The following is a 19,339-nucleotide window of genomic DNA, read 5'->3' as shown; positions in this document are numbered from 1 at the left end:
CGTTATCCCTTCTCCCCGAGCACCAGAGCGGCGAGCCGTTCCGGACTGCCTGCCTCGATGTGATCAGGAACTTCCTGACCGGTGGTGATGAACGAGAGTTCCTTGCCCGCCTTGCGCATCACGTTGATCAGGACGCCCAGGCTCACGGCTTCGTCCGTCTTTGTAAAGATGACGCGATCGGTCTTGACCGTCGAGAATCGTTCGATGGTTCGCATGAGGGCCGGTTCGCTGCAAGTGCTGGAAAGGACGAGATGGATCTCGTGAGGGTCTGCCGCCGTGGCAAACGCCCTGATCTCGTCAAGCCGAGCACCATCGTTGGGCGAGCGACCCGCGGTGTCAATGAGGATCACGTCGCAGTTGGCAAGCGATTCGCAGGCTTCGGCCATCTCGTCGGGAGTAAGCGCGACCTTCAGCGGCAGGCCGATGATGTTGGCGTAGGTCCGCAGCTGGTCCACCGCAGCGATCCGGTAGGTGTCGGTCGTGATCAGCCCGACGCGCTTGCCGTGGCGGAGTTTGAAGGCGGCGGCCAGCTTGGCGACGGTGGTCGTCTTGCCCACCCCGGTTGGGCCCACCAAGGCGATCGTCAGCGGCCGGCCGTCGTGTGACTCCACGAGCAGCGAATCCGGCGCCACGGGGACATACTGGGCGAGGTGCCGGCGGAAAGCGTCGCGCACCGCGCGAGGGTTCTTCAAGTCGGCCTCGGACAGTTCCCGGCGAACGACGTCGCAGAGTTCATCCGCGATCTCCTGCGCCACTTCGTTTTGGATGAGGCTGACGTACTCATTGAACAGGGCCTCGGGCATGGCGGGCTGGAGGGTGCCCGACTGCCGTTGAAGCACCTGGCCCACCATCTGCTTGAGTGTGGTGAGTTCGTCGTGCAGCGCTGTCTCCGCGCGACCGGAGTGAAGGGGTTCGGCGCTGCGGGCAGCCTTGGTGACCGGTGCTTTGCCGTTGGATCGGGGCAGTTGCCTTTGTGGCGGGGGCGCGGACGATGAGGGCGGCGAGGCCACCGGCGCATCGGGCGACAGCACATACCGCCGTGCCACGGGCAGCGGAGCGGGCTCCTGGCGCGGCCGGCCGGGCGTCTTCTGGTCGGCCGGTAGCGCCGGCGCGACCTGCCGTCGGACAGGAGGGGCCGGCCTTGGCAGCTGCGGCGCGGCGGGAGCGTCTGCAGCATCGACCAGCGGGCGGCTGAGTTCGACTTCGATGCCCGGCCGTGAGAAGCGCGTCACTGGCGGAGCGGGCGAAGGTGCATCGGCGGGAAGTGGCGGCGTGGCGGACTGCTGCCGCCGGCGCGCCTGCTCGGCCAAGGCGAGGGCCATCGCCGCCGTGCGAGCCGAATCATCGGCCACGGTCCGATCGAGGTCGCGCCGGCGCATCGCGGCAGCGCGCTGGAGCGATTGGGGCTTCACCTCAGCCCGCGGGGCCGGCGGAGACGCGGTGACTTCATAGATGAGTTGGCCGCCCAGCCCGAGCATGCCGCCGCGCCGGAATGTGCGCGAATGGAGGACGACGGCGTCCTCGCCGAGATCAGCCTTGATCCGCGTCAGTGCTTCGGTGAGTGAAAGTGCCTGATAGGTTCGAAGGTTCAACGTCGCGCCCTTCCTAGGCCTGAAGATCGGGTCGGCCTCCTGCCAGTGTCCAGTCGCCTTCGGCTGCGCTCCATCATACCACGATCACCCTGCTTCTTGCAAGCCTGTCTCAAGCGGCCGGCGCGGACTTTGCCTGTTTGACCTCGGGCGGCTGGACGAGCGCCAGCGATTCGACTTCGAGCCCCTGCGGCACTTCGTTGAACCCGAGCACCGCCGCCTGCGGCAGGTGCGGCTCGATGATCCGCCGCAACGGGCCGCGTACCTGCGGCGAGGTGAGGATGACCGGCGGCCGCCCCGCATGGATCAGCGATTTGAGCGATGCATCGAGCGACTGCACAATTCGATTCGAAACCGACGGCGGCATCGTGATGGTCGTGCCCACGTCGGATCGCTCAACAAAGGACGCGATGAGGTCTTCCAGCCGCGGGTCGATCGTGATGCAATACAAGCGCGGCCGGCCCTGCTCGTCGGCCGTCGTGTACTGCGCTGCGATCGTCCGCCGCAGGCCGTTGCGCACGTATTCGACGAGCACGTCCGTGTCGCGCGTGTGGCCGATCCAGTCGCCAAGCGTCTCGAGAATCGTTTCGAGATCGCGGATCGGCAGGCGTTCGCGCAGCAGGGCCTGGAGCACCTTCTGCAGTTCGCCGGGTTTGACCTTGTCCGGGACGATTTCTTCGGCGAGTTTGGGCGCCCGCTGCTTGAGCGTCGAGAGCAGGTTGTTCACTTCCTCGCGCGTGAGCAGTTCGTCGGCGTATCGCTTGACCGTCTCGGTGAAGTGGGTGATGAGCACGCTGGTGGCGTCAACGACGGTGTAGCCCTGAGCCTCGGCCCGCGCCCGGAGGTGCTCGGGAATCCACCACGCGTCGAGGCCGAAGGCCGGCTCTTTCGTCGGCTCGCCGTCGATCGGCCCCTGGGCTACGCCTGAATCCATCGCCAGCCACGAACCGGGGTAGGTCTGCCCGTCCGCCACCTGCGCGCTGCGGATCTTGATGCGGTAGGAGGTCGTTTCGAGTTGCGAGTTGTCGCGGATGCGAACGGGCGGCAGGATCAGGCCGAGTTCCGCGGCGAGTTGGCGGCGCACCATCGAGATGCGTTCGAGCAGATTGCCGCCTTCGGATTCATTGACCAGGCGGACCAGCCCGTAGCCCACTTCGAGTTCGAGCAGATCGACTTTGAGCAGATCGTCGGGCGACGGCGCCTCGGGCTTGGACTTGGCTGATTCGCTGGCTTCACTCGCGAGCCGTTCGGCTCTGACGGCCTCGACGCCGCGCGAAACAACGTAGCCCATGCCCGCGATCGCCGCGGCGCACGAGAGCATGGGGATGAGCGGCAGGCCGGTGAGGGACATCAGCACCAGGAAGCCCGAGGTGATGTAGAGCGCGCGCGGCTTGCTCGTGAGTTGATTGGTGAGATCGGTGCCGAGGTCCTGCTTGGCGCCGCTGCGCGCGACGATGAGGCCGGCGGCGATGGCGATGATGAAGGCGGGAATCTGCGAGACCAAGCCGTCGCCGATGGTGAGTTTCGTAAACACGGCGAGGCTTTCGCGGATGCTCCAGCCTTTGGAGATTGCGCCGACGGCAAAGCCGCCGAGCACGTTGATCAACGTGATGATGATGCCCGCGATCGCGTCGCCGCGCACGAACTTCGAGGCGCCGTCCATGGCGCCGTAGAAGTCGGCTTCGCGCATGATGGTCTCGCGCCGCTCGCGCGCTTCGGATTCTGTGATGAGCCCGGCGGTGAGGTCGGCGTCGATGGCCATCTGCTTGCCGGGCATCGCGTCGAGGGTGAAGCGGGCCGCGACTTCGGAGATGCGCGTCGAGCCCTTGGTGATGACGACGAACTGCACGATGACGAGGATGCAGAAGATGACCGTGCCGACGATGGGCGAGTCGCCGGCAACGAAGCGGCCGAAGGCGCGGATGACCTCGCCGGCGACGCCCTCGGCCTCGGCCGGTGAATTGACATCCGCCGAGAGGATCAGTCTCGTGGTGGCGACGTTGAGACACAGGCGATAGAGCGTGGTGCCCAGCAGCAGGGCCGGGAAGACGGAGAAATCGAGCGGCCGCTCCATGTAGACGACGGTGAGCAGGATCACCGCCGCGCCGCTGATGTTGGCCGCGATGAGCACGTCGAGCATTGCCGGCGGCAGCGGCACGACGAGCACGACCATCATGCAGATGAACAGCATGGGTACCGCCAGCGTTTTCCAGCGCGCTGCGCTGCCGCTGAATCGCAATGCCGGATTGCCCAGGGCCCTGTCAGCCATCACACCTGCCGTCTGTCAGTGGCGCTTTGTCTCGGCGCATTCAGCCCGCCTTCTGTTTCCGGTTGAGCCGGTACACGTAGGCGAGCACTTCCGCGACCGCCTGGAAAAAGTTGGATGGGATTTCCTGTCCGACCTGCACAACGGGGTACATGGCGCGCGCCAGCGGCTTGCGCTCCACGATCGGCACGCGATTGGCGATGGCGATCTGTCGGATGCGCAGGGCGATGTAGTCGGTGCCCTTGGCCAGCACTTTGGGCGCATTCATGGTCTGCGGATCCCACTTGAGCGCGATGGAAATGTGTTCGGGGTTGGTGACGACGACGTCAGCCTTGGGCACGGTCTGGTTCAGGCGCTGGCTGAGGATCTTGCGAGCGAACGATCGCTGCCTCTGTTTGACCATTGGATCGCCCATGGTCATGCGCATTTCTTCCTTGACTTCGTGCTTGGTCATGCGATTCTGCCGCTCCCACTGCCACTTCTGAAAGGCATAGTCGAGGATGCCCAGAATGATGAGGACCGCAGCCAGCCAAAGCAGCAGTTCAACGAGATACCATCCTGACTTGGCGGCCGCCTGCGCGAATTCGAAGCGCGGCAGCATGAGCACATCCGTCCAGCGCCGCGCGATGAAAGCGACGGAGACGGCGAGGATGAGCAGCACCTTGCCGAAACTCATGCCGGCCCGCCCGGCGGCCTGGGCGCTGAAAAATTTCTTGAAGCCGGCGATCGGATCGAGTTTGGAGAACCTCGGCCGCAGCGGCTTGGCGGTGAACAGCCAGCCGACCTGCCACACCGCCGCGAGATAGCCGACGATGAACATGAGACCGACGAACGGTCCGGCCGCGGCGACGAGGATCTTCAGGCCCCGCTCCAGTTCATCCCCGCCCGCATAGCCGTGCGTGCCTACGTCTTTTGAGCTGTCCTCAAGCACTTCGCGCAGGTAGATCGTCAGATCGCGCATCATCAGCGGAGTGAGCCAGAGCAGAAGAATGACGGCCCCGAAGAGGCAGATCGCCGCGGTGAGATCCATAGACCGCGCGATGCTGCCGTCTTCCCTGGCTTCGCGCCTGCGGCGCGGGCTGGCGGCTTCGGTTTTTTCGCCGAGGTCCTGTTCGGCCATGGCTGGTGGTTACCTGGTCAATGAGTGACTCTGAAGAAATCCGCCATCGCGTTGAGCATGTCGCCGGTCTGGTCGAGCACACCCTCGTTGATGGCTCCGAGCGACGCGATCAGCGCGATCGTTCCGAGGATGATGCGAATCGGAAAGCCGAGAGAGAGAATGTTGAACGCCGGCGCGGTCTTGTTCATGAAGCCAAGCGCGAACGACTCGAGAAAGATGAGGCAGAGCACGGGCGCCGCGATGCGGACCGCCAGCTCGAACGCGCTGGTCAGCAGCGCCGCGATCAGCGCCACGAAGTCTTCCGTGATGCGGAACTCGCCGGGCGGGATGCGGCCGAACGTGTTGAGCAGCATCGAGAAGATGATCTCGAGTCCGCCGAGGCCGATAAAGACGCACAGCGCCATGTAGAACAGCATCTGACCGATTACGTCGGCATCCGACTCCATCGCCGGGTTGTAGACGCGGGCAAACCCCAGGCCGAGCTGCTGACCGACGATCAGGCCGCCCAGTTCGGTGGACAGCATCGGCAGCGAGGCAAGAAAGCCGATGGCCACACCCACGAGCAGTTCGAACGCGATCATTGGCCCCAGTTCGAGCAGCGAAACCGGTAGCGGGATCGGACTCTGCGCGCCAATCGCCGGATAGAGCACCGGGTACGCCGCGGCGGTGATCGCCAGGGCCAGCAGCGCCTTGATGCGCATGGGAATCATCGAACTGCTCAGCACCGGCGCGAAGACGAACAGACCCGTCACGCGGCTGAGGACGATCAGCAGCGGGCCGATGTGGGGAAGGAGGGGACGAAGATCCATCGCGGGGCGTCATCAGTTTCCGGTGAACATGGCGGTGGCGTAGTCGATCATCACGTTGATGATCCACGGGATGATCGCGATGCCGACGAGGATCATGCCCGCGATCTTGGGAACGAAACTCAGCGTCTGTTCCTGCACCTGCGTCACGGTCTGGAAGATCGAGACGATCAGGCCGATGACCAGACCGGCCAGCAGGATCGGCGCGGCCAGGAGCAGCGCCTGCGAGAGCGCTTCACGCACCAGATCGACTCCTAAATCAACCACGCGACACCTCCACTTGCACGCCCGTCACGCGAACCCGCCGGCCGCCAGCGCATGCTGCAGAGCCGGGAGCAGCGCGGAGTAGGTTTCCGTGTGCGCCACCGTTCCGTGCAGCAGGTTGCCCAGCATGAGCGTCCAGCCGTCCACGAGCACGAACAGGAGCAGTTTGAACGGTAGAGAGATCAGCACCGGCGGCAGCATGAGCATGCCCATCGAGATCAGCAGGCTCGACACGACCATGTCGATGATGAGAAACGGCAGGTAGATGCGAAATCCGATGAGGAATGAGACCTTCAATTCGCTGAGAATGAATGCCGGCACGAGCGTGAGCATGTCTACGTCGTCGTAAGTGAGTTCCTCGGGTTTCGACGTGTCTACGCCGCGGTAGTCGAGGATCATGTACACGCCATCCCAGTTTTCGGCGGCTTCGATCTGGGCGAACATGAAATCGCGCAGCGGGTCCTTGGCGCGGTTCCACACGTCGATCTGGCTTTGAACGTCGGGATCACCCTGCTTGTAGGGCAGGTAGGCCTCGTTGTACATGCGCGTGAACGTGGGCTCCATGACCAGAATCGTCATGAACACGCTCAGCCCGACGATGATCTGGCTGGGCGGCAGCGTCGCGGTGCCGATCGCCTGGCGCACGAGGCTGAGCACGACGACGAATCGGGTGAAGCACGTGCACATCATCAGGATCGACGGCGCGATGGTGAGCACCGTGAGCAGGATGAGCACGTTGAGCGCGCCGCTGAGTCCGCCTTCGAATCCGGGAATGGCTTCTGATGCGCTTTCCAGCGCACCGACCGGGTTCAGGTCGGTGATCGAGGCGGCCGGGGCGGCGTCCTGCGCCAGCGCCGGGCCGGCCGCGAACAGAACCGTCGCCAGCAGTGCAAGCATGATCAGCGCCAGTCGTCTCACGCGCGGCCTCCATCCGCGAGCATACTGGCCACGCGCCGGGCCGCCGCGACCCGGCGCGACCGAGTCAGGTCGATGACGGTGGGTGACGGTTCACCCGCATCGGCCTCGTCCCGCACCGGCGTGATGAGCCGCTCGAACTGGCGCGAGAAGGAGTCGCCGCGGTCGTTGCGAATGCGTCCGATGAGCGAGGCAACCTGCTCTGCATCCGTGATCTCAGAGAGCGTGGAGAGGCCTTGGGGCGTCTGGGCGACGAGCAGGATGCGCCGGTCTACTTTAAGGAGTAGCAGTGTCTGGCCGCGCGCCAGTGGAAACCGGCCGAGCACTTCGACGACTCCGGCTGGCGCCTTGGCTCGCCCGAGCGGGCTGCCGCCCAGCCGCAGCATTGCAGATCGCAGCAGGAGGATCAGGCCGATCACGCCAGCCAGGGCGCCGATCGTCCGCCACGTGCCTCCGGGAACCTGCAGCGGAAAGCGGGCTGAGGTCTGGTCGCGCGAGCCTGAGCGGGACGTGCGCGGCGGGAGTGCGGGGGCGCTGGGCGCATCGTCGCGAGATTCAATCAGGGGAGGTGCGGTGACGGGATCCGCCAGCGTCGGCGCTGGTTGGAGCAGCGCGCTCAGGCCGACCACAAGGCCGAGCAGCAGACGAAGGCAGTGGGGTGGTCGGTTCATGGTTCGCCATCCTGGCGCTGTGCGATCATGGATCGCGGCCCGGCTCCGCCGGACGGTTGAAGACGTGTCGCACCGATCCATCTGGACCGGCGCTGGGGTTCAGTTGTCACCACCTTCGTCGCCGCGCGAGAAGATCTCGCTGATGCGAACGCAGAAGGTGTCGTTGAGCACGAGCACTTCACCGCAGGCCACGTGGCGGTCGTTGACGTAGACATCCACCGGGTCGCCCGCGAGTTTGTCGAGTTCGACGACGCTCCCCTGGTTGAGGCGCAGCACATCTTCGACGAGCATGCGCGTGCGGCCCAGTTCGATCCGCACGTTGAGGTTCACCTTTGCCAGCAGGTCGATGCCGCTGACGGGATGCTCGGCGTCGTAGCCGGCGAACTCGGGCAGTTCGAGCGTGGATTGATCGGTCGTCGCCGCGGTGGCCTCCTGCGAGATTTCCTCGACCGCTTCGCGCGCCGATTCCAGGGCCTCCTGGGGATCGGGGGCGCCCTGCGGATCGGGCGAGTGCGGCTCGCCGCCCGGCTGCTCCGGCGGGTCGGGGTGTCTCGTGATGAAGCGATTGTGGTTCATGCGCTTAGCCTCCGCCACCACAAGGAGGCGGAGTCCATCGGTTATCGGCAGCATCCGCGCGGCCTCTGCAAGATCAGCGCTGAGCGCAAAATATGCCGCTTGACGGGTTGACCCGGGCGGGTGCGGTGCGGTCAGATGCCGGCGCGGTAGGGCGTGACGCCCTCGAGCAGAATCGCATCGAGCAGGCTCTCGCCGGTCGTCGGATCGCGCGGCATGATTTCTTTGAGCGTCTCGGTGGCCTGGCGCGTGAGTGTGCTCAGCAGCGGCTCGTCGAAGTGTCGCGGCTCAGCATTGCGCCACAGCGCCGCGATGCTGGTCTTGATCAGCGCCTGGTTGGCCTCCACGAATTCCGTGATGGCCTTCTCGTGGCGCGCCTTGACGCGCGCGGTGATCTGCGTGTCATACAGGTAGAGGATGCCCTGCTTGCTGTTGGGAAAGCGATCATGCACGATGGCCACTTCGACGATGCGGTTCAGCGCCGCCTCCTGCTCCGTGACGAACCCGCTGTCGGCCTTGACGGCGGGAGTGCTCGTGAACATCGCCACGCCCAGAAGTACGCCCGCCTCGATGACCATGATGACCGCGATCATGATGATCACCTTGAGCGGCGACTTTTTGCTCTCGCTGGCGGCTTCGGCGGGCTTGGACTTGTCGTGTTTGGCGTCTGGCATGGTTCACCCTCCTCGTGCGTTGGACGGGTCGGTGTAATCGCTGTCGGGGTTGAAGTCATCGACCACGCTCTCGCTGAGAATGATCTCGACGCGCCGGTTCACCTGCGACGCCTCGCCGCCCTGGGCCCGGGCGTTGATGGGTTCGCTGTCAGCGCAGGATTCGACGCGAAAAAGTTCCTGCCGCATGCCGACTTCCTCCGTCAGGAAGAGCATGACCGCCTCGGCCCGCGCGAAGCCGAGTTCATAAAGGTTCTTCCACGGCGCCGAGGGCGAAAGCCGCTTGGTGTCCGTGTGGCCGCGGACAAAGATGCGGTTGTTGCGGCCTTCGATGAGCCTGGCGATCGAGCGCAGTTCTTCCTTGACCTCGTCCTTGAGCACTGCTGACTCGCGATCGAACGTGCTCGAGCCGCCGATCGTGAAGACGAGCCCTTCGCGCACCGTCTTGACGGTCGTGTGCTTGCCCTGCACGCCCTGCACGTCGCTCTGGCTGATGGCGAACTTCGGATCGTGCGCGCTGGCGGCCTGGCTGAGCATGGTGACGACGGATTGCATCGATGCCTGGTCGGTCGGGATCGCGCCGCCGCTGCCCTGCGTGAAGCCGAAGGCCATCATGATGCTGTGGGCCACGACAGTGTACTCTTCCTCCTGCTTGAGTTCCGAGAACGCGGCGAGCAGAATGAAAAAGCACAGCAGCAGCGACATCATGTCGCCATACGTCACGATCCAGCCAGGTACACCCTCGGGGCAGGGTTTGGGTTTACACTTGCACTTGCCCATGGCGTGCCCTTACGCGGCCTTGCGGTTCTCGTCGGCGGCGGGACGGCTTGAAGGCGGGATGAACGTGAGGAGCTTCTGCTCGACGATGCGCGGATTGTCGCCTTGCTGGATGCTCATGACCCCGCGGATGATGATCTGTTTGATAAACGCTTCCTCCCCGGCCCGCAGCGCGAGTTTGTCCGACATCGGGAGGCAGACGAGGTTCGAGATGAGCGCGCCGTAGAGGGTGGTGAGCAGCGCGACGGCCATGCCCGGGCCGATCTTCGACGGGTCATCCATGTTCTGCAGCATGGCCACCAGGCCCAGCAGCGTGCCGATCATGCCGAACGCGGGCGCATACTTGGCGTAGGCGTCGAGCATCGACTTGCCCTGCTGGTGCCGGGCCGTTTCGTTCTCCACTTCCGATTCGAGGATGGACTCGATCAGTTCAGGATCGGTGCCGTCCACCGCCATCCCGATGGCGCGCACGATGAAGGGGTCGCCCATCTCGCTGGTCATGCTTTCGAGGCTGAGGATGCCATCGCGGCGTGCGATCTCTGCATAACTGACGAGCTTCTTGATCAGTTCGGCCGGATTCTGCGGCTTGGCGAAAACCGTCTTGAGGACGACCCGGGGAATCGACGTCAGGACGGTGATCGGAAAGGAGATGATGACGGCGCAGAAGCCGCCGAACACCACGAGGATGATCGAAGGCAGGTCAACGTATGCGGCCAGCGCGTTGCCGCCGACGACGATGCTCAGGATGGTGAGCGCCCAGCCCACAATGAGGCCGAAGACCGTCGCAATGTCCACCTCTGCGCCTCCTCACCGGTCAGCCGACCGCGCACCGCGGTCCTGCCGGTTGTATCGTCTGAGGCGAGAGGAGACTTGAGTCCCATACCGGCGGCGCGGCACGGGCCGTCAGTCCAGGGCCGGAAACGGCGAGCGCAGCCGCCGCCCATACTCGATCGCCCGCTCGACGACCTCCTCCATCGGCTCGCGCACGATGATGTGATCGCCGTTGGTGAGCATGATCGTCGTGTCCGGATTCTCCTCGATCGTGCGGATGAGTTCCGCATTGAGGATGAACGGCTTGTTATTGAGGCGCGTGAGAACGATCATGGGCAGGATCCGACGTCAGGGGCGACTCATTATCGGCCCAGCAGCAGCAACTGCTGCATGAGGTCGTTGGCGGTGGTGATGATGCGCGTCGAGGCGGAGTAGCCGGTGGACGCAAGGATGAGGTTGATGAACTGCGCGCTGAGATCGACGTTGGACAGCTCCAGGGCGCTGCTGATGACCCGGCCGGCGCCGAACGACAGCGGCGTGGCGACGACCGGCGAACCCGAGTTGGGGCCCGTCGCGAAGAGGTTGTTGCCCTTGTCCACCAGGCCCTCGGGGTTGCTGAACGTCGCAAGCGCAATCTGCCCGAGGTCGCGGATCAGGCCGTTGCTGAACGCACCGACGACGACGCCGGATTCCGCAATGCTGTAGTCCACCAGCGTGCCGATCGGCGAGCCGTCCTGGAACACCGCCGCCAGGTTCGTTCCGGTGTCGCTGAACGCGGTGACCGAGTTGCCGTTCGCGTCGAACGACAGCGTCATGGCCAGCGGCGTCGCCGCGCCGGTGTTCGATCGGTCGAGCGAAATGGGGATGTCCGGCAGCGAACTCACCTGGCCGTCGGTGCCGAAACTCATGGTCCCGGTGCCTACGCGGATGTCGCCGCCGACGTTGTCGGCCGACTCGGCGTAGTAGCGCCACGTCGTGCCCGTGGAGTCCTTCGACTCCAGCACGAGCGTGAGATCCACCTGCAGCGGAGTGCCGAGCGAGTCGTAGACAAGGAAGGACGTGCGCACCGATTCGCCGGCCGACTCTCCGGACTTGGTCGTCGTGAACGGCTGGCCGAGCGTGGTCCCACCCGAGTCGACGGTGGAGAGGCTGCTGCTCTCGACGGTGAGATCGTTCGCTTCGCCCATGTTGCCTTCGATGGTGATCACGCCAGTCGTGTTGTCGATCGTCACGCCGCCCGGTTCGCCCGGCACGGAGGTGTCGATGCCCAGCGACTCCTCAAGAAACGCCATGTAGTCGGCGATGGTCGTGGTGTTATCAATGGCGAGCGTCGCGTCGGGCAGCCGGGCGCCGTTCTTCTCCGCACCCGAGAGCAGAACCGAATCGCCGTTTGTGAACATGGGGTTGCCCGAGCCGTCATCAAGATCAACCAGGCGCGTCGTGGAGTCGGCAAAGGGCGGATTGGCCGGCGGCGGGACCGCCGTTCCCAGGGCCATCATGGGATCGAAGGTGATGATCGACCCCGTCGTGCCCACGTCGCCGGCCGCGTTGAGATTGCCGCTGAACGAGACGTTGCGCGTGGCTTCGGCGATCGTCAGGTTGCCCACGGGAATGGTCATGTCCTGCAGCGTGCCGGTCTGCACGTTGAACTGGCTGTCCACGCCAAAGCCCTGCACGCGCGCGCCCGAGGTCGTGACGAGTTCATTCTGGGCGTTGAGTTGGAACGAGCCGGCGCGCGTGTAGAACGTGTCGGCGCCCTGGCTGACGATGAACATGCCTTCGCCCTCGATGGCGAGATCGGTGTTCACGCCGGTGACGCTGATCGAACCGTTGTTCATGTTGCGCTGCGTGCCGGCGACGCTCACGCCCAGGCCGATCTGGCTCGGGTTCGATCCGCCGCTCTGTGCCGTCGGCGCCGTGCCGATGCCCAGCGTGCGGCTGAAGGTGGGCGCGAACGTCAGGCGATTGGACTTGAAGCCTTCAGTGTTGACGTTCGCGATGTTGTTGCCGATCACGTCGAGCATCTTGCTGTTGGCGAGAATGCCCGAAAATCCGGTGAGCAGCGCGGTTGTCGATGCCATGTCTCTGTTCCTCCGATGGAATCGCGGTTCTGGCCGCGTCAATCTCCGATGGTGTCGTGCGCTCGGCGCGATGGATCGCGCTCGTCGCCTTGAATCAACTTTGAAACGGCCCCGGCGCCGAGGCGCCCTGAAAGTCGGCCCAGCATCAGGTCGTGAACGGGACGGCCGTCCTTATCCGGCGCGAGCCGCGAAACGACAACGGTGTCCACGTCGGTGATGATGCGCTCCGACTCCCGCTGGCCGCGCAGGTCTTCGTGCACCTCTCGGCCCTGGACGTCCAGAAGCAGCGCCTGGCCGTCGAGCAGCACGAGCGCGGTGCGGCTGTCGTGGGCGAGCGCAGCGTCGGCGGCCCGCTCCAGGCGGCCATGCTGTTCCGTCGTCAGTGAAATCCCCGACGCCACCGTCACGGGCCGATTTGTGCGGCGGATGTCGTCCTGAGCCGTCGCGATGAGCGTGCGGAAGTCGGCCTCGCCGACTCTGCGTCGCGATGCGGCATCAGCGCGGCGGATCGCCGCGGGGGCCGAAACCGGCTCGAGATGGCGCAGGATGTCCGTTCGACTCGCCACGGTCCACTCCCGATCCTGGTCAGCCGAGAGGATCCTCGGTTTCAGAGATGCTCTCGATGTTGTCCATCGGCACGCGTTCGCCGGTGGCGAGCGTGAGCACGATCTGGTTGCCTTCCACCGCCGCGGATTTCACGCGCCCCTGGACGGGAAGGAACGTCTCATCCAGACCCGTGATGGTCTTGCCGACCAGCGTGCCGGCCATGGCGAACTGATTCTGTGAGACGAGTTGCGTCAACTGGTCCATCAGTTGGACGTTCGACTCGATGCTGCGCACCGTGTTGATCTGGTTGAGCAGCGCCTGCGTGTCCTGCGGCTGAAGCGGGTCCTGGTTGGACAGTTCCGTGAACATGATCTTCATGAAGTCCTCGCTGGTGAGGTCTTCGAAGCGGTTGCGCGTGCGCGAAGCGCCGGGCAATTGTGAGGTCGGCGGGATTTCCATGATGATCTCCTTGCTCAGGATGCCTGGACCGGCACGTGACTTGGATCGGCGGCGGAGGCGGTGTTCCACTGCTGGCTCCACGCGGCTTGGCGCTGCGCCTGCCGGGCAAACTGCCGCGCGGCCTGTCGGTATTGCGCCTCGCGCTCAGATGTGTCGGCGTGGCCGCGGCTCTGCTGTCCGCCGGCGTCGTGCTTGTTGGACTGGTCGCCGCCGCTGTTGGAATTCGATTGTGGCGATGACTGTTCCTGGCCCGTCGAAGCCGAAGAGCCAGACCGGGCAAGCGTGTGAATCTGTACCGCATCGAGTTTCAAGCCGTGCGCCTCCATGGCCTGCCGCAGCGTCTGCACGTGCTGGCTGAGCAATCCCCGTGCCTCGGCCGTTTCGGCGTGAAACTGGATGGCGACGCGGCCCTGGCTCAACTGCATCTGGATTCGCAGCGAGCCGAGAGTTTCCGGTTCGAGCCGCATGGTCATCACTCCGCCGGTTGTGCGCGTCATCGCCAGCGCGCCGCGCACAATCTGCGGGCCCAGTGAGTCCGGCCGCGGTTCAGGGGCTGGTGGAGTCGGCGCGCCGGGGGAGGATGTGGAGCCGGTCGTCGGGCTGCCGTTCGGGGTGCTGGCAGCATGGCCGCTGCTCGCCGTGGCCGCTTGAGGTTGCAAGTCAAGGAAACTCGCTCCCTGTCCCTGAGAAGTCGGCGCGGCAGTCGACGACGAGGTCGAACCCGGAGTTGACTTCACCGCGGGCGCTTCCTCGGTAGCGCCGCGCTTCTCTGACGCGGACAATTCGAAAGCCTGCGGCGCCGCAAACCGAGAGCCGTCGGCGGTGTGACTTGGTGCGCCGCCAGCGGCTCCGCTCGCAACTGCCGCGTTGCGGGAGACCACAGGCGGACGCTGCTGCGGCACAGTCTGCTCGGCCGATTCAGGCGACGGTGCAATGTTGAGCGAGGCATCTCGGTGCTGATGGGACTGCGGCGCTTCAGGCGCGACACAGCGCGTCGAATCGTCAGGCGGCGCCGGCTGCCGCTGGGAGCCATCCGGCGAAGGTGCCGCGGGCGCGGCGGGCTTCGATTGCTCGCTGGCGCGCTGCGGAGCAGGCGCTGCCGGCTCGGGCGACTGATCGACGGGCTGATCGTCCTCGCTGGAGTGCGGCTGCTCCGGTCCGTGCTGATTCTCCGCTTCAGGTGGCGTCTCGTCCGCGGACTCGGCGCGAGGCGGCAATTCCTGCGCGACTTGCGCGGGTTCCTCGCCCTCCTGCGCAACGATCTCCTCGTCGGCGATGGCCGACCCTGGCGCCTGAGCCTGCTCGGTTGTGGGTCGAGGCTGCGCGGCTGGTTCAGGCCGTGCCGCCGGCTCGGCGAGCGCCTGTTGACGCGACGCGTTGACGAGATGATGCTCGAAATCGGCGGCGTTTTCGGTCAACCGCGCTGCGGGCGCCGACGGAACCGCCTCGGCCGCGGGCACGAGGCTGCAGGCAAACTCACGGCTGCTGGTTTGAAGAAGTTCCATCCCCGATCCCCAAAGGCGCGGCGCCAGTGCCGCGGTCCTTGAGGCGCAGGAGCAAATTCGCTGCCAGCCGGTTGTCCGTCTGATCGGCGTACAGCGCCAGCAGTTTGGATGCGGTGCGCGCGGGCAGCGCTTCGAGCAGATCCACGACGAAGTCGTAGCGCTCATCCGCAAGGTAGACGTCCACCTTGGCTTTCAGGTCGTCAGGCTTGAGACCGGCCAGCAGCGACACCGTCTTCTGAAACTGCTCGTCCTTTGCCAGCGTCCGATCGCGCTCGATGGCGTCGAGCACTTCCTGCTCGCGGCGCGCCAGCTCAGCCTCGCGCCGCTCGACTTCGGCCAGGCGGAGTTCGATCAGTTGGTTGATGGCTTCGACGTCGCGCTGTGCGCGATTCACGATTTCCTGCTGTGCCTGCTCCATCGTGCGAAAGTGCTCGTTGCGCGACTCGACGCCGGCGTTGGCCACATCCGTCTGCGCTTCCCGGCGCGCCTGCTCAGCGGCCTCCTGCTCGGCCTGCCTGGTTTGCTCGGTCTGCTCCTGCTGCTGCGTGATGGTCACGGCCAGGATGCTGCGAATCTGCTCGAGTCGGTCGCGGCTAAGGCGATCGCTGACGCCCAGAAACGTGATGAACCCGGCGAGCGCCACGAGGTGGGCAATGGCCAGGATCGACAAGGCTGAAAAAAGCGCTTTCTTCATGATGGCGTGCTCCATGCGGCTCGCACCGTCGTCAGGTCATCGACAATCGCGGCCTCGCGCTTGCTGATCGCTTGCTTCCACTCCTGATATCGGCGGTCGCGAAGACGCTCGATCGCCTTGGCTCGCGTGCGAGCCTCAAGCAGTTCCACCCGCGCGCGATCGATTCGACGGTATACCTCGGCGAGCACCACCACCAGCCGGCGCGTCTGCGCGTCGAGTTGCATCGACATGGCCGCCTGGCTGCGAATGGCCGACGTGTCGACCGAGCCGATCAGGCTGCGACTCAGTTCGGACTTGTTGTCGGCGATGCGCTGCTGCATGGCACGAATGTGATCCTCGATCTCCAGGCGGCGGCGCTCCAGCACCGCCAGGGCTCGCTGCTTCTCGCGCTCGAGGCGCTGGCGGTGCTTGAGCAGCGGGTCGAGATTGAATCGGAAACGGGCCATGGCTCGCGTGCCTTACGATCGCGCCTGCTGCGGGCGGCGCTGGCTGAGCAGATGCCCCGCCTCCACCGCGAGTGAAGTCAGCGCGCCGGCGGTGCTCTCAAACGGGGCGGAGTCCGAAGATGGCTGCTGCAGCAGCGCGTCGATGCGGGGCTTGAGTTCGATCGCCACGTCGCACTCGGGGTTCGAGCCGCGCACGTAGGCGCCGATGTTGATCAGATCTTCGATCTCGGCGTAGACGGCCAGCAGGCGCGCGATCATCCGCCGCGCCTGGATATGCGTGGAGGTGCAGACGGAGTCGGCGACGCGGCTGACCGAATCGAGAATGTCGATGGCTGGATAGTGGCCGCGATTGGCGAGTTTTCGCGTCAGCGAGATGTGGCCGTCGAGGATGCCGCGGGCCGCGTCGGAGATCGGCTCGGTCATGTCATCGCCTTCGACGAGCACGGCGTAGAACCCGGTGATGGAGCCGGAGTTCTCAATCGCGCCGGCTCGCTCGAGCAATGACGGCAACAGCGAAAAGACGCTCGGAGTGTAGCCCTTAGTCGTGGGCGGCTCGCCGGCGGCCAGGCCGATCTGCCGCTGCGCCTGGCACAGTCGCGTGATCGAATCCATGATGAGTACGACATCCGCGCCATTGTCGCGGAACAACTCGGCGGCGGCAGTCGCAATCATCGCGGCCCGGATGCGCATCAGCGGCGACTCATCACCGGTCGAGACGAACACCACGCTCCGCGCCAGCCCCTCGGGGCCGAGCGTGCGCTCGATGAATTCGCGCACTTCACGGCCGCGTTCGCCGATGAGCGCGATGACGCTCACGTCGGCCCGGGTGTTGCGGGCGATAGAGCCCAGCAGCGTGGACTTTCCCACTCCCGGCCCGGCGAACACGCCCAGCCGCTGGCCCTTGCCCGCCGTGAGCATGCCGTCGATGGCTCGCACGCCCGTTGCCAGCGGGCTGGTGATCGGCTCGCGGTGAAGCGAGGACATGGGCAGCGGCGAAACCGGTCTCAGTTCAACATCACGCAGCGGCCCTGCGCCATCCAGCGGGCGGCCCAGGCCGTCAAGCACCCGGCCGAGCATGTTGACGCTCAGCGCCGCCGTGGGCGCCGTCTGCACGGCGGTGATGCGGTCGCCCGGGCCCAGACCCGTCGCACTCGAGAAGAGCATGATGATGGTTCCAGCGTGATCCGCGGCGATGACTTCGCCAAACGTCGGCCGGGTGGCGCCGCGACGGCTCTCGATACTCACCAGCGCACCGACCGGCAGGCTGAGAGGTTGCGTCGTCACCGTCTGGCCGCGCACGCTGCTGATGCAACTGCTGATCTGCCTCGTCTGGAGGCGATCGAGCATGTACCAGGCTGGAGCGAGGACCGTCATGATGCGGAATCGGCTGAGTCGGTGGTGGGCGGAAATTCGCGCGTATCCTGCTGCTGCAGTCCCGGATCATCGGGCAGCAGCGTCGCAATGATTCGGTCGACTTGCGTCTCCAGGGTCGCGTCGATGGTCGTGGTGCCTGCGTCGAGGATGCAGCCGCCGGGCGTGATCGACTCATCGGCGCTCAGCGCGGCGTGTTCGCACTGATGCATCCTTGCAGTCAGCGCCGGCAGCACTTCCTGCGCATGCGCGAGGTCAGAAGGGTGCACCCGGATGACGACGGCCGATCGTCGCGCCAGCAGGCTCATCGCTTCGGCCATCTGGTCTTCGATGACGGTCGGGTCGAGTTCGACGGTGCGGAACACGACGCGCTCCGCGATCGCCAGCGCCAGGCGGAGCACATCGAGCCTGGCTTCGATGAGCAGGCCCTTTCGCGCCTCGGTGAAGCCGGCGAGCGATTCAGCCCACCTTGCTTCGAGTTGCTCGAGTTGGGCACGGCGTTCTTCGAGCGCCTGCTTCTGCCCGGCTTCGTGACCCTGACGGCGCCCTTCGGCCAAACCTTTCTGCAAGCCCTCCTCATAGCCGCGCTTCGAGGCGCTCTGGGCGAGTTGACGCGCTTCATCGTGGGCCTGTTTGAGAATCTGATCGGCCTGGGCCTGCGCGCGCTGCTTGAGTGCTTCACCCTGCCGGGCGAGATCGCCCAGGTCGAGGACGACGGCCTCGCGCACGAGTGCGGCGGCTTGCTTGCTGCGAATCAGTGCCATGCGCTGAGCCTCAAACGATCAGATCCTTCTCGCCGCCGCGGCCCGCAATGATGATCTCGCCTGCGTCTTCGAGCCGGCGCACAATATCCACAATCCGCTGCTGGGCGGCTTCGACGTCGCTGACGCGCACGGGGCCCATGTACTGCATGTCTTCCTTGATGAGTTCCGCGGCGCGCTCGGACATGTTGCCGAAGATCTTCTCCTGCAGTTCCTTGCTCGCCGTCTTGAGCGCCAGGGCGAGTTCGTCGTTGTCGATCTCCTTGAGGACCGCCTGGATGCCCTTGCCGTCCACGTGGATGATGTCGTCGAAGACGAACATGAGCCGGCGGATCTGCTCGACGAGGTCCGGATCTTCCGACTCGAGGCCCTCCATGATTGACTTCTCCGTCGAGCGGTCGGCGAGGTTGAGAATCTCCGCGACCGTTTCCACGCCGCCCGCCTTCTCCATCGACTGCATGAGCATGTTCGAGAGGCGCGACTCGAGGGCCCGCTCGACGGTCCGAATGACTTCGGGGTTGGTCTGATCCATGTTGGCGATGCGCTTGACGACTTCGATCTGCTTCTGCGCCGGCAGTCCGATGAGGATCTCCGCCGCCTTGTGGTGGGCCAGGTGGCTGATGATCAGCGCGATCGTCTGCGGGTGCTCGTCCTGGATGAAGGTCAGGAGGTTCTCCGATTCCGCCTTCTGCAGGAAGTTGAACGGCGTCTTCTGCACGTGCGTCTGGATGCCCGACATGATTTTGTCGGCCATCTTTGGATCGACCGAGCGCGACAGCAGCGAGCGAGCGTACTCCAGTCCGCCTTCGTTGGCGTACTTGCTCGCGAGGATCGTGGTGTAAAACTCCTCGACGACGGAATTTCTCAGCGAGCGCGGAACCGGGCCCAGCGACGCCAGTTCGCGCACAACGTCGTTGACGACCTGCTCGTCGAGCCCCTTGAGAATGGCCGAAGCCGTTTCCTGGTCCACGCTGACAAGCAGCACCGCCGCCTTGGTGGTGCCGTCGAGTTCGGCGATGGTTTCAGGAAGTTTCTGGCCGGCCTTCATCGCCA

Annotated in this window: 21 protein-coding genes; all 21 read right to left on the bottom strand. The window is 65.2% G+C overall.

The window, feature by feature from the left end; translation table 11 throughout:
* Positions 1-2 precede the first annotated feature (2 nt).
* Entirely contained in the window at positions 3-1,592 is a 1,590-nt protein-coding gene (flhF, locus tag IT430_13495; GenBank protein MCC6908952.1) for a flagellar biosynthesis protein FlhF, read from the bottom strand.
* Positions 1,593-1,701: 109 nt separating this feature from the next.
* Entirely contained in the window at positions 1,702-3,858 is a 2,157-nt protein-coding gene (gene flhA, locus IT430_13490; protein MCC6908951.1) for a flagellar biosynthesis protein FlhA, read from the bottom strand.
* 40 nt (positions 3,859-3,898) lie between these two features.
* On the bottom strand, positions 3,899-4,975 hold the full coding sequence (gene flhB / locus IT430_13485) for a flagellar biosynthesis protein FlhB (protein MCC6908950.1): 1,077 nt from the start codon (positions 4,973-4,975) through the stop codon (positions 3,899-3,901).
* 17 nt (positions 4,976-4,992) lie between these two features.
* Entirely contained in the window at positions 4,993-5,784 is a 792-nt protein-coding gene (locus tag IT430_13480) for a flagellar biosynthetic protein FliR (GenBank protein MCC6908949.1), read from the bottom strand.
* A gap of 12 nt (positions 5,785-5,796) precedes the next feature.
* A complete protein-coding gene (gene fliQ, locus IT430_13475; protein ID MCC6908948.1) occupies positions 5,797-6,027 on the bottom strand; it encodes a flagellar type III secretion system protein FliQ in 231 nt (76 codons plus the stop codon).
* A 45-nt stretch (positions 6,028-6,072) separates the two neighbouring features.
* Positions 6,073-6,942: a flagellar type III secretion system pore protein FliP gene (gene fliP / locus IT430_13470; protein MCC6908947.1), complete on the bottom strand. Its 870-nt coding sequence runs from the start codon at positions 6,940-6,942 to the stop codon at positions 6,073-6,075.
* Positions 6,943-6,959: 17 nt separating this feature from the next.
* Entirely contained in the window at positions 6,960-7,631 is a 672-nt protein-coding gene (locus IT430_13465) for a flagellar biosynthetic protein FliO (protein MCC6908946.1), read from the bottom strand.
* A gap of 99 nt (positions 7,632-7,730) precedes the next feature.
* On the bottom strand, positions 7,731-8,207 hold the full coding sequence (gene fliN / locus IT430_13460; protein MCC6908945.1) for a flagellar motor switch protein FliN: 477 nt from the start codon (positions 8,205-8,207) through the stop codon (positions 7,731-7,733).
* 131 nt (positions 8,208-8,338) lie between these two features.
* A complete protein-coding gene (locus IT430_13455) occupies positions 8,339-8,878 on the bottom strand; it encodes a hypothetical protein (GenBank protein MCC6908944.1) in 540 nt (179 codons plus the stop codon).
* A gap of 3 nt (positions 8,879-8,881) precedes the next feature.
* Positions 8,882-9,655, bottom strand: coding sequence for a flagellar motor protein MotB (locus IT430_13450; protein ID MCC6908943.1), 774 nt, complete (start codon positions 9,653-9,655; stop codon positions 8,882-8,884).
* Between the two features lie 9 nt (positions 9,656-9,664).
* Positions 9,665-10,447 (bottom strand): motility protein A, encoded by a 783-nt coding sequence (locus IT430_13445; GenBank protein MCC6908942.1) that lies wholly within the window; start codon positions 10,445-10,447, stop codon positions 9,665-9,667.
* Positions 10,448-10,555: 108 nt separating this feature from the next.
* Positions 10,556-10,756, bottom strand: coding sequence for a flagellar FlbD family protein (locus IT430_13440; GenBank protein MCC6908941.1), 201 nt, complete (start codon positions 10,754-10,756; stop codon positions 10,556-10,558).
* A 29-nt stretch (positions 10,757-10,785) separates the two neighbouring features.
* Entirely contained in the window at positions 10,786-12,504 is a 1,719-nt protein-coding gene (locus IT430_13435; GenBank protein MCC6908940.1) for a flagellar hook-basal body complex protein, read from the bottom strand.
* 38 nt (positions 12,505-12,542) lie between these two features.
* Complete coding sequence (locus IT430_13430; protein MCC6908939.1) at positions 12,543-13,070, bottom strand: hypothetical protein; 528 nt, start codon at positions 13,068-13,070, stop codon at positions 12,543-12,545.
* 19 nt (positions 13,071-13,089) lie between these two features.
* On the bottom strand, positions 13,090-13,509 hold the full coding sequence (locus tag IT430_13425) for a hypothetical protein (GenBank protein MCC6908938.1): 420 nt from the start codon (positions 13,507-13,509) through the stop codon (positions 13,090-13,092).
* A gap of 14 nt (positions 13,510-13,523) precedes the next feature.
* A complete protein-coding gene (locus tag IT430_13420) occupies positions 13,524-15,014 on the bottom strand; it encodes a flagellar hook-length control protein FliK (GenBank protein ID MCC6908937.1) in 1,491 nt (496 codons plus the stop codon).
* Positions 14,986-15,708 (bottom strand): hypothetical protein, encoded by a 723-nt coding sequence (locus IT430_13415; protein ID MCC6908936.1) that lies wholly within the window; start codon positions 15,706-15,708, stop codon positions 14,986-14,988. Before IT430_13415 ends, IT430_13420 begins: the two co-directional genes overlap by 29 nt.
* The gene (locus IT430_13410) at positions 15,705-16,154 is read right to left on the bottom strand and encodes a flagellar FliJ family protein (protein ID MCC6908935.1); all 450 of its coding nucleotides are present in this window, start codon (positions 16,152-16,154) and stop codon (positions 15,705-15,707) included. Before IT430_13410 ends, IT430_13415 begins: the two co-directional genes overlap by 4 nt.
* 12 nt (positions 16,155-16,166) lie before the next feature.
* The gene (locus tag IT430_13405; GenBank protein ID MCC6908934.1) at positions 16,167-17,528 is read right to left on the bottom strand and encodes a FliI/YscN family ATPase; all 1,362 of its coding nucleotides are present in this window, start codon (positions 17,526-17,528) and stop codon (positions 16,167-16,169) included.
* Positions 17,525-18,289 carry a hypothetical protein gene (locus IT430_13400; protein ID MCC6908933.1) on the bottom strand — a complete coding sequence of 255 codons (765 nt, stop codon included), beginning with the start codon at positions 18,287-18,289 and terminating at the stop codon, positions 17,525-17,527. The genes IT430_13405 and IT430_13400 overlap by 4 nt, the downstream gene beginning before the upstream one ends.
* 10 nt (positions 18,290-18,299) lie before the next feature.
* Positions 18,300-19,334: a flagellar motor switch protein FliG gene (gene fliG, locus IT430_13395; GenBank protein MCC6908932.1), complete on the bottom strand. Its 1,035-nt coding sequence runs from the start codon at positions 19,332-19,334 to the stop codon at positions 18,300-18,302.
* Positions 19,335-19,339: the final 5 nt, after the last annotated feature.

Source organism: Phycisphaerales bacterium (assembly GCA_020852515.1).
Classification (GTDB): Bacteria; Planctomycetota; Phycisphaerae; order Phycisphaerales; family UBA5793; genus UBA5793.
Note: the sequence above shows the minus strand (reverse complement) of the source record. Positions and strands in the feature narration are given on the sequence as shown.

What these genes read in the sequence shown, in the direction of transcription:
- IT430_13455 (MCC6908944.1), bottom strand. Translation starts at nt 8,878, where the DNA reads ATGCCAGACGCCAAACACGACAAGTCCAAGCCCGCCGAAGCCGCCAGC.
- fliP (MCC6908947.1), bottom strand. Translation starts at nt 6,942, where the DNA reads ATGCTTGCACTGCTGGCGACGGTTCTGTTCGCGGCCGGCCCGGCGCTG.
- IT430_13405 (MCC6908934.1), bottom strand. Translation starts at nt 17,528, where the DNA reads ATGACGGTCCTCGCTCCAGCCTGGTACATGCTCGATCGCCTCCAGACG.
- fliG (MCC6908932.1), bottom strand. Translation starts at nt 19,334, where the DNA reads ATGAAGGCCGGCCAGAAACTTCCTGAAACCATCGCCGAACTCGACGGC.
- IT430_13415 (MCC6908936.1), bottom strand. Translation starts at nt 15,708, where the DNA reads ATGAAGAAAGCGCTTTTTTCAGCCTTGTCGATCCTGGCCATTGCCCAC.
- IT430_13465 (MCC6908946.1), bottom strand. Translation starts at nt 7,631, where the DNA reads ATGAACCGACCACCCCACTGCCTTCGTCTGCTGCTCGGCCTTGTGGTC.
- IT430_13400 (MCC6908933.1), bottom strand. Translation starts at nt 18,289, where the DNA reads ATGGCACTGATTCGCAGCAAGCAAGCCGCCGCACTCGTGCGCGAGGCC.
- IT430_13410 (MCC6908935.1), bottom strand. Translation starts at nt 16,154, where the DNA reads ATGGCCCGTTTCCGATTCAATCTCGACCCGCTGCTCAAGCACCGCCAG.
- IT430_13480 (MCC6908949.1), bottom strand. Translation starts at nt 5,784, where the DNA reads ATGGATCTTCGTCCCCTCCTTCCCCACATCGGCCCGCTGCTGATCGTC.
- IT430_13440 (MCC6908941.1), bottom strand. Translation starts at nt 10,756, where the DNA reads ATGATCGTTCTCACGCGCCTCAATAACAAGCCGTTCATCCTCAATGCG.
- IT430_13420 (MCC6908937.1), bottom strand. Translation starts at nt 15,014, where the DNA reads ATGGAACTTCTTCAAACCAGCAGCCGTGAGTTTGCCTGCAGCCTCGTG.
- flhA (MCC6908951.1), bottom strand. Translation starts at nt 3,858, where the DNA reads ATGGCTGACAGGGCCCTGGGCAATCCGGCATTGCGATTCAGCGGCAGC.
- fliN (MCC6908945.1), bottom strand. Translation starts at nt 8,207, where the DNA reads ATGAACCACAATCGCTTCATCACGAGACACCCCGACCCGCCGGAGCAG.
- IT430_13450 (MCC6908943.1), bottom strand. Translation starts at nt 9,655, where the DNA reads ATGGGCAAGTGCAAGTGTAAACCCAAACCCTGCCCCGAGGGTGTACCT.
- flhB (MCC6908950.1), bottom strand. Translation starts at nt 4,975, where the DNA reads ATGGCCGAACAGGACCTCGGCGAAAAAACCGAAGCCGCCAGCCCGCGC.
- IT430_13425 (MCC6908938.1), bottom strand. Translation starts at nt 13,509, where the DNA reads ATGGAAATCCCGCCGACCTCACAATTGCCCGGCGCTTCGCGCACGCGC.
- IT430_13435 (MCC6908940.1), bottom strand. Translation starts at nt 12,504, where the DNA reads ATGGCATCGACAACCGCGCTGCTCACCGGATTTTCGGGCATTCTCGCC.